The 13505-nt window shown below is 60.6% G+C and carries 13 protein-coding genes; 11 read left to right on the top strand and 2 right to left on the bottom strand.

The features are described 5' to 3' along the window. Positions 1-30: 30 nt before the first annotated feature. A complete protein-coding gene (rne, locus tag J1G33_RS26865; RefSeq protein WP_223019107.1) occupies positions 31-3177 on the bottom strand; it encodes a ribonuclease E in 3147 nt (1048 codons plus the stop codon). Between the two features lie 766 nt (positions 3178-3943). On the opposite strand from rne, the gene rluC reads away from it, so the two are divergent. Genes rluC through J1G33_RS26850 form a run of 3 tightly spaced genes read left to right on the top strand, consistent with a single transcriptional unit; the run spans position 3944 to position 6557 of the window. Continuing rightward, positions 3944-4903 (top strand): 23S rRNA pseudouridine(955/2504/2580) synthase RluC, encoded by a 960-nt coding sequence (rluC, locus tag J1G33_RS26860; protein ID WP_005790558.1) that lies wholly within the window; start codon positions 3944-3946, stop codon positions 4901-4903. Beyond that, the gene (locus tag J1G33_RS26855; RefSeq protein WP_223019106.1) at positions 4890-5552 is read left to right on the top strand and encodes an HAD-IA family hydrolase; all 663 of its coding nucleotides are present in this window, start codon (positions 4890-4892) and stop codon (positions 5550-5552) included. The genes rluC and J1G33_RS26855 overlap by 14 nt, the downstream gene beginning before the upstream one ends. A 21-nt stretch (positions 5553-5573) precedes the next feature. Next, positions 5574-6557, top strand: a complete 984-nt coding sequence (locus J1G33_RS26850) for a S49 family peptidase (protein WP_078822095.1) — start codon at positions 5574-5576, stop codon at positions 6555-6557. Between the two features lie 72 nt (positions 6558-6629). Here J1G33_RS26850 and J1G33_RS26845 read toward each other — a convergent pair whose 3' ends face one another. Next, entirely contained in the window at positions 6630-7208 is a 579-nt protein-coding gene (locus J1G33_RS26845) for a nucleoside triphosphate pyrophosphatase (protein ID WP_032879859.1), read from the bottom strand. 105 nt (positions 7209-7313) lie between these two features. Between J1G33_RS26845 and J1G33_RS26840 the strand changes: the two genes are divergently transcribed. The 8 genes from J1G33_RS26840 to pabC all read left to right on the top strand — a co-directional run bounded on the left by J1G33_RS26840 (position 7314) and on the right by pabC (position 13504). After that, positions 7314-7844 carry a YceD family protein gene (locus J1G33_RS26840; protein ID WP_005790551.1) on the top strand — a complete coding sequence of 177 codons (531 nt, stop codon included), beginning with the start codon at positions 7314-7316 and terminating at the stop codon, positions 7842-7844. Between the two features lie 13 nt (positions 7845-7857). Beyond that, complete coding sequence (gene rpmF, locus J1G33_RS26835; protein WP_003179396.1) at positions 7858-8040, top strand: 50S ribosomal protein L32; 183 nt, start codon at positions 7858-7860, stop codon at positions 8038-8040. A 4-nt stretch (positions 8041-8044) separates the two neighbouring features. Further along, complete coding sequence (plsX, locus tag J1G33_RS26830; protein WP_032879860.1) at positions 8045-9055, top strand: phosphate acyltransferase PlsX; 1011 nt, start codon at positions 8045-8047, stop codon at positions 9053-9055. Positions 9056-9181: 126 nt separating this feature from the next. Further along, a complete protein-coding gene (gene fabD, locus J1G33_RS26825) occupies positions 9182-10120 on the top strand; it encodes an ACP S-malonyltransferase (protein WP_032879861.1) in 939 nt (312 codons plus the stop codon). A 24-nt stretch (positions 10121-10144) separates the two neighbouring features. Beyond that, positions 10145-10888, top strand: coding sequence for a 3-oxoacyl-ACP reductase FabG (gene fabG, locus J1G33_RS26820; protein WP_005790544.1), 744 nt, complete (start codon positions 10145-10147; stop codon positions 10886-10888). A 191-nt stretch (positions 10889-11079) separates the two neighbouring features. Further along, complete coding sequence (gene acpP / locus J1G33_RS26815) at positions 11080-11316, top strand: acyl carrier protein (RefSeq protein WP_003175607.1); 237 nt, start codon at positions 11080-11082, stop codon at positions 11314-11316. Positions 11317-11444: 128 nt separating this feature from the next. Then, positions 11445-12689 carry a beta-ketoacyl-ACP synthase II gene (fabF, locus tag J1G33_RS26810; RefSeq protein ID WP_223019105.1) on the top strand — a complete coding sequence of 415 codons (1245 nt, stop codon included), beginning with the start codon at positions 11445-11447 and terminating at the stop codon, positions 12687-12689. Continuing rightward, positions 12689-13504, top strand: coding sequence for an aminodeoxychorismate lyase (pabC, locus tag J1G33_RS26805; RefSeq protein ID WP_032879862.1), 816 nt, complete (start codon positions 12689-12691; stop codon positions 13502-13504). The genes fabF and pabC overlap by 1 nt, the downstream gene beginning before the upstream one ends. Position 13505: the final 1 nt, after the last annotated feature.

The raw sequence follows: 13505 nt of genomic DNA, 5'->3' as shown, positions 1-13505 counted from the left end.
TCAGGCGGGGCTTTTTTATGGCGGATGGAATCAGACGAGGGGTTTAGGCTCTTCTTCCACGGCCTTGTGCTCTACCGCCTGGGCAGCCGCTGCGGCAGCTGCTTCGGCTTCCTTGCGACGACGACGCACTTCACGCGGGTCGTTCGGCGCACGGCCATTTTCGGTAAGGGCGCTGGCAGGTGCAGCTTCAACCACTGGGGCAGCCACTTCGGCAACCACTGGGGCTTCAACTTCAACCACGGGTGCGGGCTCCACAACCGGCGTCGGCTCAACCACTGGGGCTGGCTCGGCGACGACTTCAGCAACCGGCGTCGGCGCTTCTTCTGCCGCAGGGGCAGGCGTTGGCGCTTCAACCGGGGCAGCTGGCTCAGCGGTCCACTGGAAGGCGGTCTGTTCTTCGCGAACTTCACGCACAACCGGGGCGGCTTCTTCGGCAACCGGTGTTTCTACAGCCACTTCAACCACTGGCGCAGGCTCGATAACCGGTGCGGGCTCAACAGCAACCACTTCGGTTTCTGGCTGTGCGTCGCGAACCGGAGCAACTTCCACTTGCGCAACCACTGGGGCTTCGATAGGGGTCGTGGCTTCAACAACTGGCGCTTCCACAACCGGCGCTTCAACCACTGGGGTCTGGACAACGGGTGTTTCTACGGCAGCAGTTTCTTCGACAGCGGCGGTAGTACGCTCGGCTTGCTCGTGAGCCTGGGCTTCAGCAGGTGCGCTGATGACCGAGCTGGCGACGGCAGCGGTAACGGCCAAGCCGGCAGCCAGTTCGGCGCCCGTTGGTTCGTTGCTGGCCGCTTCAGCGTTTTCGCCGGCTTCTTCCGAGCCTTCGATCACGTTGCCGTTGGCGTCACGCTGACGCTCACGACGGTTGCTGCGACGACGCTGGCCACGGGAGCGGCGGCGTGGACGATCGCCTTCGGCGTTGTCCTGGCCGTCTTCCTGCAGTTGCTCTTCGCCGGTCAGTACTTCTTCTTCGCTGGCGGCAGCGGCTTGCTCGGCGCGTGGTTGACGCTCTTCACGCGGCGGGCGCGGCTGGCGCTCTTCACGTGGGGCACGCTCTTCACGCGGCTGGCGCGCCGGGCGTTCTTCGGTGGTTGCGGCAGTGGCAGCAGCGACGGCAGGTGCCGCATCCAGCGGCTCGCGCAGTTCACGCACACGCTCTTCACGCTCGCCACGCGGCTTGCGATCTTCGCGCGGGGCACGCGGGGTACGTGGTGCGCGCTCTTCACGCGGTGCACGTTCTTCACGGGCTACGGCCGGGGCTTCTTCACGGGCTTCGCGAGGAGCGCGCTCTTCACGGGGGGCGCGTTCTTCACGCGGTGCACGTTCTTCGCGTGGCTTGCGTTCTTCGTCACGGCGGCCGTTGCGGTTGCGGCTCTGCTGGCGGCCGTTGCGACGCTCTTCGTTGCGCGCCGGGCGCTCGGTGGCAGGCTTTTCAACCACAACCGGGGCGGCAGGCTCTTCCTTGGTGGCGAACAGGCTGACCAGCGACTTCACCAGGCCCTTGAACAGGCTTGGCTCAGGCAGGGCGGCCGGTGCGGCAACCGGTGCGGCGGCTTCGGTCGGGACCGGTGCGTTGGCACGTGCCGGTGCAGTCTTGACGGCGGCTTCCTGGCGAACCAGGGTGCGGGTCGCAGCGGCTGGCTGGACTTCTTCGACTTCGGCAGCAGCCGCGGCGATTTCATAGCTGGACTGGCCGCTGTGGGCTTCCGGGCTGTCATCACGCAGGCGCTGGACTTCGAAGTGCGGCGTTTCGAGGTGATCGTTCGGCAGGATGACGATACGGGCACGGGTGCGCAGTTCGATCTTGGTGATCGAGTTGCGTTTTTCGTTGAGCAGGAAGGCGGCAACCGGAATCGGCACTTGTGCGCGTACTTCGGCGGTGCGGTCTTTCAGGGCTTCTTCTTCGATCAGGCGCAGGATCGCCAGGGACAGCGATTCAACGTCACGGATGATGCCGGTGCCGTTGCAGCGCGGGCAGACGATGCCGCTGCTCTCACCCAGGGACGGGCGCAGGCGCTGACGGGACATTTCCAGCAGGCCGAAGCGCGAGATACGGCCCACTTGTACGCGGGCACGGTCGGCTTCCAGGCATTCGCGGACTTTCTCTTCCACGGCGCGCTGGTTCTTGGCAGGGGTCATGTCGATGAAGTCGATCACGATCAGGCCACCGATGTCACGCAGGCGTAGCTGGCGGGCGATTTCTTCAGCCGCTTCCAGGTTGGTCTGCAGGGCAGTTTCTTCGATGTCGCTGCCTTTGGTCGCACGTGCCGAGTTGATGTCGATGGACACCAGGGCTTCGGTCGGGTCGATGACGATGGAGCCGCCGGAAGGCAGTTCGACTACGCGCTGGAAGGCGGTCTCGATCTGGCTTTCGATCTGGAAACGGTTGAACAGCGGAACGCTGTCTTCGTACAGCTTGATCTTGCTGGCGTACTGCGGCATCACCTGGCGGATGAAGGTCAGGGCTTCGTCCTGGGCTTCAACGCTGTCGATCAGCACTTCGCCGATGTCCTGGCGCAGGTAGTCGCGGATGGCGCGGATGATCACGTTGCTTTCCTGGTAGATCAGGAATGGCGCGGAACGATCCAGGGACGCTTCCTTGATAGCGGTCCACAGTTGCAGCAGGTAGTCGAGGTCCCACTGCATTTCTTCGCTGCTGCGGCCCAGGCCTGCAGTGCGAACGATCAGGCCCATGTCGGCCGGTGCGATCAGGCCGTTCAGCGCTTCGCGCAGTTCGTTGCGCTCTTCGCCTTCGATGCGACGGGAAATACCGCCGGCACGCGGGTTGTTCGGCATCAGGACCAGGTAACGGCCAGCGAGGCTGATGAAGGTGGTCAGGGCGGCGCCCTTGTTGCCACGTTCTTCTTTCTCGACCTGGACGATGACTTCCTGGCCTTCGCTCAGGACGTCCTTGATGTTCACGCGGCCTTCGGGGGCTTTCTTGAAGTATTCGCGGGAGATTTCTTTGAGGGGCAGGAAGCCGTGGCGCTCGGAGCCGAAATCGACAAAGGCAGCCTCAAGGCTTGGTTCGATGCGAGTAATACGGCCTTTATAGATGTTGGCCTTCTTTTGCTCGCGTGCACCGGATTCGATGTCCAGGTCGTAGAGGCGTTGGCCATCTACCAGTGCAACACGCAACTCTTCGGGTTGAGTCGCGTTAATCAGCATTCTTTTCATGTTGTACCGTCGGTTTCCGGGCTGCCGGAAACGGCGTTCGGCACACACGACTTCTCACGGTCGGTGTCAGGTGCGTCAAGAGTGGTTGGCCACTCCAGTGTCCAGCAAAACCTGCCAATTGGGCCGGTATCGCGACGGACGCGTCCTGCTCGTTAGCGGTGGTGACAAAGGCACCACTTCAACAAAAGCTAAGGTCAGGAGGAGGAATCAACCGGCGACTGTGGACGAGATGAAGCGTCTGAAACAAGCCTAGTGCTACACAGTCCGACGGTTGTGCATCTCCACCCTACACGTATCCCTGATAATTCGGGTGCTGCCGCGCGCAGAATCCGCAGCGGGTTGGCATTTACCGTGGGCTCCAATGGGGAGTCCACGCTCATGGCTAAACAAGACTAGGTGTGGGCGACTGCGCTCTCACTCAGCTCTTAACAGGCGTTGTTTCCGAAGCATCTGCCATGGTCTGGCTCAAGACTGACTGCACTTTGTGAACTGGCCGTAAATATCGGCGCAAAACGCGAGTATTCACTCTGCTTTTTGCACTCGCTTCAGGCCTCATGTCACCTGCGCTTGTTACAATCCCGAGCCTTCCAAGGTGGCCGAAGCCCCGTAGGACGGCCTCGCGTCCTGATGAATTGCGATGGTCAGGGCCGGCAATTTGCCGCATGTCCTCTGCCCAGGCCGCTTTTGGCGGCGTTCGCGACTATAGCAGCAATGATTAAGTGCTTCAATTCCATAAAAAATTGTTATCATCGCGGCCATGACGACTACCACCCCCCCGACCCCCAGCGTCCAGCTGCTTGAGGTCTCGCCGGAATATGCCGGCCAACGCATCGACAATTTTCTCCTGGCCCGGCTCAAAGGCGTGCCCAAGACCTTGATTTACCGCATTTTGCGTAAAGGCGAAGTGCGCGTGAACAAGGGGCGGATCAAGCCTGAGTACAAGTTGCAGGCGGGCGATATCGTCCGTGTGCCGCCCGTGCGCGTGCCTGAGCGCGACGAGCCTGTGCCCCTGGCCCAGGGGCTGTTGCAGCGCCTGGAAGCCTCGATTGTCTTCGAAGACAACAAACTGATCGTGATCAACAAGCCGTGCGGCATCGCAGTTCACGGCGGCAGTGGCCTGAACTTCGGCGTGATCGAAGCCTTTCGCCAGTTGCGCCCGGATGCCAAGGAGCTGGAGCTGGTCCATCGCCTGGACCGTGACACCTCCGGCCTGTTGATGATCGCCAAGAAGCGCAGCATGTTGCGCCACCTGCACACCGCCCTGCGTGGCGACGGTGTGGACAAGCGCTACATGGCGCTGGTGCGTGGCAATTGGGCCAGCTCGATCAAGAGCGTTCGTGCACCGCTGCAAAAGAGCAACCTGCGTTCCGGTGAGCGTATGGTCGAGGTGGACGAGGAGGGCAAAGAAGCCCTGACCCTGTTCAAGGTACTGCGCCGCTTCGGCGACTTCGCCACCATGGTCGAAGCCAAACCGGTCACTGGTCGTACTCACCAGATACGCGTGCACACCCTGCACGCAGGGCACTGCATTGCCGGTGACACCAAGTACGGTGATGAAGGTTTCTCCAAGGAGATCCGCGATCTGGGCGGTAAACGTCTGTTCCTGCACGCCTACATGCTCACTGTGCCGCTGCCCGATGGTGGCGAGCTGAAATTGCAGGCGCCGGTCGACGAGATGTGGGCCAAGACCGTGGAGCGTTTGAGTGTCGCACCCTGACTACAAACTGCTGATCTTCGATTGGGATGGGACGCTGTGCGATTCCATTGGTCGGATTGTCGAGTCGATGCATATGGCTTCGACTCGCTCGGGTTTTGAGTTGTGCAGCGACATCGCGGTCAAGGGCATCATTGGCCTGGGCTTGCCTGAAGCAATCCGCACGCTTTACCCGCAAATTGCCGACGACGAGCTGATAGCGTTCCGCGAGCACTATGCCGATCACTACATTGCGCTGGAGGCCGAGCCTTCGCCGCTGTTCGACGGTGTGGTGCAGTCGCTGGAGGCCTTGCGTGCCGAGGGCTATCAGCTGGCGGTCGCCACCGGAAAAGCCCGTCGCGGGCTGGATCGGGTGCTCAAGGCGCATGGCTGGGAAGACTATTTCGACATTACCCGTGCGGCTGATGAAACCGCCAGCAAGCCCCATCCTCTGATGCTGGAGCAGATCCTGGATCATTGCGGTGTATCGCCGCGCCAGGCATTGATGGTGGGTGATGCGTCTTTCGACCTGATGATGGCGCGCAATGCTGGCATGGACAGCGTGGCGGTCAGCTATGGCGCCCAGGCTGCCGAGGCGTTGCAGCAATACGAGCCGAGGCTCACGATTGATCATTTTTCTGAATTGCAGGCCTGGCTCAGCCGGGCCCGATAAGTCTTTGCTGGGGTTGATGGCATGAGTGACGAGTGGAAAGCGCCCGAAAAGGCCGAAAGCAGTGATGATAAAAGCTGGAAGCTGCTGGAGAAGACCCTCCTGGCCAGTGTCCAGGAACAGCGTCGTTCGCGGCGCTGGGGGATTTTTTTCAAGTTGCTGACCTTTGTTTACCTGCTTGGGATGCTGGCGCTGTTCAGTCCGCTGATGGATATGGAAAAAAGCGCTACCCGCGGTAGTCACTACACCGCCCTGATTGAGGTGCGCGGTGTGATTGCCGACAAAGAGCCCGCGAGTGCCGACAATATCGTCACCAGCCTGCGCGCCGCCTTCGAAGACCCCAAGGTCAAGGGCGTGATCCTGCGTATCAACAGTCCTGGCGGCAGCCCTGTGCAGTCGGGCTATGTGTATGACGAGATTCGCCGGCTGCGCGCACTCCATCCGGATACCAAGCTCTACGCGGTAATTTCCGACCTGGGCGCCTCGGGGGCTTATTACATCGCCAGTGCCGCTGACCAGATCTATGCCGATAAGGCCAGCCTGGTGGGCTCCATTGGTGTGACGGCGGCCGGTTACGGTTTTGTCGGCACCATGGAGAAGCTGGGGGTGGAGCGTCGCACCTACACCTCGGGTGAGCACAAGGCGTTCCTGGATCCTTTCCAGCCGCAAAAGGCGGATGAAACCGCGTTTTGGCAGAGCGTGCTCGATACCACTCATCGCCAGTTCATTGCCAGCGTCAAGCAGGGCCGTGGTGACCGGTTGAAGGATAAGGATCATCCGGAGTTGTTCTCCGGGTTGGTGTGGTCGGGCGAGCAGGCATTGCCGCTGGGCTTGATTGACGGATTGGGTAGTGCCAGCTCGGTGGCGCGGGATGTGGTTGGCGAGAAGGAGTTGGTGGATTTTACGGTCGAGGAATCGCCGTTTGATCGCTTCTCCAAAAAGCTCGGCGCCAGCGTGGCTGAGAAGCTTGCGCTGTACATGGGCTTCCAAGGCCCGACGCTACGCTGATACCCCGAGCCTGCTGTAGATCAAAAGGTGGGAGGGGGGCTTTCTCCCTCCCACATTTGGCCGGTGGTGTATTTAAGGGATTTGCACGCCCTCAGCGAGCAGCATATCCACCAGCCGAATCAGCGGCAGCCCGACAAGGCTGGTCGCATCCGGCCCTTCGGTGCTTTGGAACAGGCTCACGCCCAGCCCCTCGGCCTTGAAGCTGCCCGCGCAGTCATAGGGCTGCTCGATCCGCAGGTAGCGCTCAATACGCTCTGCATCCAGCTCGCGCATGGTTACCGTGAAAGGCACGCAGTCGACCTGGCAATGCCCTGTGTTGCTGTTGAGTAGTGCCAGCCCGGTAAGAAAGCTCACACGCTTGCCACTGGCCGCCAACAACTGTTCGCGGGCGTTTTCAAAGGTGTGAGGCTTGCCGATGATCCGGCCTTCCAGTGCAGCGACCTGGTCAGAGCCAATGATTAAATGGCCAGGATGGCTGGCGGCGAGGGCGCGGGCTTTTTCTTCGGCCAGGCGCTTTACCAGTTCGATGGCGGATTCGTCCGGGCGGTGGCTTTCGTCGATATCCGGCGAGCTGCAGGTGAAAGGCAGGTGCAGGCGGCTCAGTAATTCCCGGCGATAAACCGAGCTGGACGCGAGTAATAAAGGCAGCATATACGTCTCCTCAAGGCAGTCATCGATTCTAGCGACGCGACCGGCTGACGCACAGGGCTGAATTTCCTTTGACATGGCTGGGTGCATCCCTATAATGCTGCGCCTATGTTGAATGACCCGATTCCACCTCACGTTGACCCGCGCAAATTGGCTGATCGTGGCACCACCCTTCAAGGTGAAGTGCTGCTGGCCGATTTGGAGAGACTCTGCGACCCGCTTTCCGACACTGTCGGTACGGTGCAGGCTAAATTCGTTTTTGAACGAGATGAACGTAAGTCTGTGGTAATCCACAGCTTTATCGACACCGAAGTCAAAATGGTTTGCCAGCGTTGTCTTGAGCTGGTCACCCTGCCGATCCACAGCGAATGCAGTTATGCTGTGGTGAAAGAGGGTGCGAATACCCAGTCGTTGCCGAAAGGTTATGACGTGCTGGAACTGGGCGAAGATCCATTGGATCTGCATGCACTGATCGAGGAGGAGCTTTTGCTCGCCTTGCCCATTGTGCCTGCTCATCATCCGGAAGAATGCCAGCAGCCGGAGGGTCTCGATGACGAGGCCGAGCCGAGCGAGGACGAGGTAACGCGGTCCAACCCGTTCAGTGTATTGGCGCAGTTAAAGCGTGACCCAAACGTTTAGGAGTTAATCAATTATGGCTGTTCAGCAGAACAAAAAATCCCGCTCTGCCCGTGACATGCGCCGTTCGCACGACGCTCTCGAGGCTAGCACCCTGTCCGTGGAAAAGACCACTGGTGAAGTTCACCTGCGTCACCACGTATCGCCAGAAGGCGTATACCGTGGCCGTAAAGTGATCGACAAGGGCGCTGACGAGTAATCACTTGTCTGCCCAAGTCATCGCGATTGACGCAATGGGCGGGGACTTCGGTCCCCGCAGCATTGTTCAGGCCTGCATTGCCAGCCTGTCTGCTACGCCCTCGCTGCACCTGACCCTCGTCGGTCAACCTACCCTTCTTGAAGAACTGATTGCCAGCCATCCGGCGGTGGATCGTGCGCGCCTGACCATTACGCCCGCCAGCGAAACCATCAGCATGGATGAAAAGCCGGCCGCAGCCTTGCGCGGCAAGCCCGACTCTTCAATGCGTGTGGCTCTTGAGCTGCTGCGTGATGGCAAGGTGCAAGCCTGTGTCAGTGCCGGTAATACAGGGGCGTTGATGGCCTTGTCGCGGCATGTGCTCAAGACCTTGCCGGGTATCGACCGCCCGGCGATGGTGGCGGCGATCCCGACGCAGAAGGGCTATTGCCAGTTGCTGGACCTGGGCGCCAATGTCGATTGCAGTGCCGAGCACCTGTTGCAGTTCGCCGTGATGGGCTCGGTGGCCGCTGAAGCGCTGGGCGTAGCCCGGCCAAGGGTCGCCCTGCTGAATATCGGCACCGAGGACATCAAGGGCAACCAGCAGGTCAAGCTGGCCGCCACGTTGTTGCAAGGCGCGCCGGGCTTGAACTACATAGGTTTTGTCGAAGGTGACGGCTTGTACCGTGGTGAAGCCGACGTGGTGGTGTGTGACGGGTTTGTCGGCAACATCCTGCTCAAGTCGAGCGAGGGCTTGGCAACCATGATTGCCACGCGTATCGAAGCCTTGTTCAAGCAGAGCCTGGTATCGCGCATGGTCGGTGCCCTGGCGCTGCCGTTGATGCGCCGCTTGCAGGCCGACCTGGCACCGGCACGGCACAACGGAGCGAGCTTTCTCGGCTTGCAGGGCATTGTGGTCAAAAGCCACGGCTCGGCCGGCGTGCAGGGGTTTCAAAGTGCGATTGCGCGGGCGTTGATCGAGATACAGGAAAACCTGCCGCAACGCCTGCACGGCCGTCTTGAGGATCTGTTGCCTTAGGCGAATTGGTCCGGGAGTGCTTAAATGTGACCGGCCAGTTCAATTGACCATCCAATCTGTCAGTTTCGCGCGCTCCCACCGTTGGAGTGCGCATTTTTGACGACCAGATCATTAGGGGCTTGTTACATGTCTACATCCCTCGCATTCGTCTTTCCAGGGCAGGGTTCGCAGTCCCTCGGCATGTTGGCCGAGCTGGGCGCGCAATACCCGCTGGTCCTGGATACCTTCAAGGAAGCTTCCGATGCCCTGGGTTACGACCTGTGGGCGCTGACCCAGCAGGGGCCGGAAGAGCAGCTCAATCAAACCGATAAAACCCAGCCGGCCATTCTGACCGCTTCGATCGCCCTGTGGCGCTTGTGGCTGGCAGAAGGTGGGGCGCGTCCGGCATTTGTTGCCGGGCACAGCCTGGGCGAATACAGCGCCCTGGTGGCGGCGGGCAGTCTGACCCTTGGTGAAGCGGTCAAGCTGGTCGAGCGTCGTGGCCAGTTGATGCAAGAAGCCGTTCCGGCCGGGCAGGGCGGCATGGCCGCGATCCTGGGCCTGGATGATGCGGTGGTAATCGAGGCCTGCGCCGAAGCGGCGCAAGGTGAGGTGGTCAGCGCGGTGAACTTCAACTCCCCGGGGCAGGTGGTGATCGCCGGCGCCAAGGCGGCTGTTGAGCGCGCCATCGAAGGCTGCAAGGCCCGGGGTGCCAAGCGTGCACTGCCGTTGCCGGTGAGCGTGCCGTCCCACTGCGAACTGATGCGCCCGGCTGCCGAGCGCTTTGCCGAGTCTATCGCGGCCATCAACTGGCAGGCGCCGCAGATCCCGCTGGTGCAGAACGTCAGCGCGGCCGTGGCTGCCGACCTCGACACCCTCAAGCGCGACCTGCTGGAGCAACTGTACAAGCCGGTGCGCTGGGTTGAATCGGTCCAGACCCTGGCTGCCAACGGCGCCAACGAGTTGGTCGAGTGCGGCCCGGGCAAAGTCCTGGCCGGCCTGAACAAGCGCTGCGCCGACGGTGTGTCGACCGCCAACCTCAATACCCCTGAAGCCTTCGCTGCCGCTCGCGCGGCACTGGCCTGAATCCCGTACTTAGGAGAAGCCTGCATGAGTCTGCAAGGTAAAGTTGCACTGGTTACCGGCGCTAGCCGTGGCATTGGCCAGGCCATCGCCCTGGAGCTGGGCCGTCAGGGCGCCGTTGTGATCGGCACCGCCACTTCCGCCTCGGGCGCCGAGCGTATCGCCGCGACCCTGAAGGAAAACGGCGTGCAGGGTACCGGCCTTGAGCTGAATGTGACCAGCGATGAGTCCGTGGCTGCCGTATTGGCCGAGATCACTGCACAGTTCGGTGCGCCGGCGATTCTGGTGAACAACGCCGGTATCACCCGTGACAACCTGATGATGCGCATGAAAGACGACGAGTGGTACGACGTGGTCGATACCAACCTGAACAGTCTGTTCCGCCTGTCCAAGGGTGTTTTGCGCGGCATGACCAAGGCGCGTTGGGGCCGAATTATCAATATTGGCTCCGTAGTGGGTGCCATGGGCAACGCAGGCCAAGTAAACTACGCTTCCGCCAAGGCCGGTCTGGAAGGTTTCAGCCGTGCACTGGCACGTGAAGTCGGTTCGCGGTCGATTACGGTCAACTCGGTGGCCCCAGGGTTCATCGACACCGATATGACCCGCGAACTGCCGGAAGCACAGCGTGAAGCGTTGCTGACGCAGATTCCGCTGGGCCGTCTGGGCCAGGCTCAAGAGATCGCGAATGTGGTCACTTTCCTGGCATCCGACGGTGCGGCATACGTGACTGGGGCTACAATCCCGGTGAACGGCGGGATGTACATGAGTTAAATTGTGACGGATCGCTTCAAAAAAATGTCATACGAGCTGTCTAAAATCCGTTATAAAGCTGCAACTTAATTTATAGGCAGGTGGCCGACCGGGTACAGGGTGAAGCTTTCAGTTGAAAAGCTGAAATGGCTTTCTATACACTTACCCACTGGCCAGCTGCCTGAATTTGTCCATTAGGAGTTAAACAAGGTATGAGCACCATCGAAGAGCGCGTCAAGAAAATCGTTGCCGAGCAACTGGGCGTTAAGGAAGAAGAAGTGGTCAACACTGCTTCCTTCGTAGAAGACTTGGGTGCCGATTCCCTTGACACCGTTGAGCTGGTGATGGCTCTGGAAGAGGAATTCGAGACCGAAATCCCGGACGAAGAAGCTGAAAAAATCACTACTGTTCAAGCTGCCATCGACTACGTTACCAGCCACCAGGCGTAATAGTTTGTAGTCGTCGCTTGCTGTCAGGGAAAAACCGCACTGCTGTAACGGCGTGCGGTTTTTTCTTTAGGCGGTGATGAAAAGTAAGCTGCGAATCGAAGTGTCGTCATTAGAAAAAGGAGAGTGCTGTGTCGCGTAGACGCGTCGTAGTCACCGGTATGGGTATGTTGTCGCCACTGGGTACGGATGTGCCGAGCAGTTGGCAGGGCATTCTGGCTGGCCGCAGTGGTATTGGTCTGATCCAACACACGGACCTTTCTGCCTATTCCACCCGTTTTGGCGGCTCGGTAAAGGGCTTCAATGTCGAGGAATATCTCTCGATCAAAGAATCCCGCAAGCTCGACCTGTTCATTCAATACGGCTTGGCAGCCGGTTTTCAGGCAGTGCGTAACGCTGGCCTGGAAGTCACCGACGCCAACCGTGACCGCATCGGCGTGGCCATGGGTTCGGGGATTGGCGGTTTGACCAATATCGAAGAAACCAGCCGCACGCTGCACGATTCCGGCCCGCGTCGAATTTCACCGTTCTTCGTGCCCGGCTCGATCATCAATATGATTTCCGGCTTCCTGTCCATCCACCTGGGTGCACAAGGGCCTAACTACGCCATCGCAACGGCGTGCACCACGGGCACCCACTGCATCGGCATGGCGGCGCGCAACATCGCTTATGACGAAGCGGATGTGATGATCGCCGGTGGCGCTGAAATGGCCGCCTGCGGCCTGGGCATGGGTGGCTTCGGTGCATCCCGTGCGTTGTCGACCCGCAATGACGAGCCCACCCGAGCCAGCCGTCCGTGGGACAAGGGCCGTGATGGCTTCGTGCTGTCTGACGGCGCCGGTGCCCTGGTGCTGGAAGAGTTGGAGCACGCCAAGGCGCGTGGCGCCACCATCTACGCCGAGTTGATCGGCTTTGGCATGAGCGGCGATGCCTATCACATGACGTCGCCACCGTCCGACGGTGCCGGTGCTGCGCGCTGCATCACCAATGCACTGCGCGATGCGAAGGTCAACCCTGACCAGGTGCAGTACATCAACGCCCATGGTACTTCGACGCCGACCGGCGACCTGGCGGAAGCCGAAGCCATCAAGTCGGTGTTCGGTGAACATGCCTACAAGCTGGCCGTCAGCTCCACCAAGTCCATGACCGGCCACCTGTTGGGTGCGGCGGGCGCGGTCGAGGCGATCTTCAGTGTAATGGCGATCAAGGATCAGGTCGCTCCGCCGACCATCAACCTTGATGAGCCGGACGAAGGCTGCGACCTGAACTTCGTGCCCCACGAAGCGCAACCGATGCCGATCGACGTGGTGATCTCCAACTCGTTCGGGTTTGGTGGCACCAACGGCTCCCTGGTGTTCCGCCGGTTTGCCGAGTGATGCACAGCTGGGTCGACGGTCAGCCGGCGGGCAGCGTGCCCCTGAAAGATCGTGGCCTGGCGTATGGCGATGGGATATTCGAGACCATCGCCGTCAAGGCCGGGCAGCCGTTGCTGCTCGACCGTCACCTGCAACGCCTGGAAGAGGGTTGCAGGCGCTTGGCACTGGTGGCCGATCACGGGTTGATTCGCAACGAAGTGCTTGGCTTCGCCGCTGCGCTGGGTGACGGTGTCCTCAAGTTGATCCTCACCCGTGGCGACAGCCTGCGCGGTTATGGCATCAACCCTGGCGCCCCGGTGCGTCGTATCTTGCAGGGCAGTGCGCCCGCTATTTACCCGCCCGCCCATGCAATCGAAGGCATCCGCCTGTTCCCCTGTACCACGCGCTTGGCTGAGCAGCCGCTGCTGGCCGGTCTCAAGCACCTCAACCGCCTGGAGCAAGTGATCGCCCGTGCCGAATGGCAAGATACCGAACATGCCGAAGGCCTGATGCTGGATATGTCCGGGCGGGTGATCGAAGGCGTGTTCAGCAACCTGTTCCTGGTGCGCAACGGCTTGTTACTAACCGCTGATCTGACCCGTTGCGGCGTGGCCGGGGTGATGCGCGCCGAACTGCTGGCCCAGGCACATGCGCTGGGCGTCCCGGTGGTCGTGGCCGACATCAATATTGAGCAGTTGCAGCAGGCCGATGAAGTCTTTGTCTGCAACAGCGTATATGGCATTTGGCCGGTGCGTGGATGCGCTGCGATGAGCTGGCCGGTTGGGCCGCTCACCCGTAAACTGCAGGGTATTGTTCGCGCGCTATTGGATATTTGAG

The sequence above is a fragment of the Pseudomonas sp. P867 genome (assembly GCF_019891455.1).
In the GTDB taxonomy this organism is placed as follows: Bacteria; Pseudomonadota; Gammaproteobacteria; order Pseudomonadales; family Pseudomonadaceae; genus Aquipseudomonas; species Aquipseudomonas synxantha_A.
Note: the sequence above shows the minus strand (reverse complement) of the source record. Positions and strands in the feature narration are given on the sequence as shown.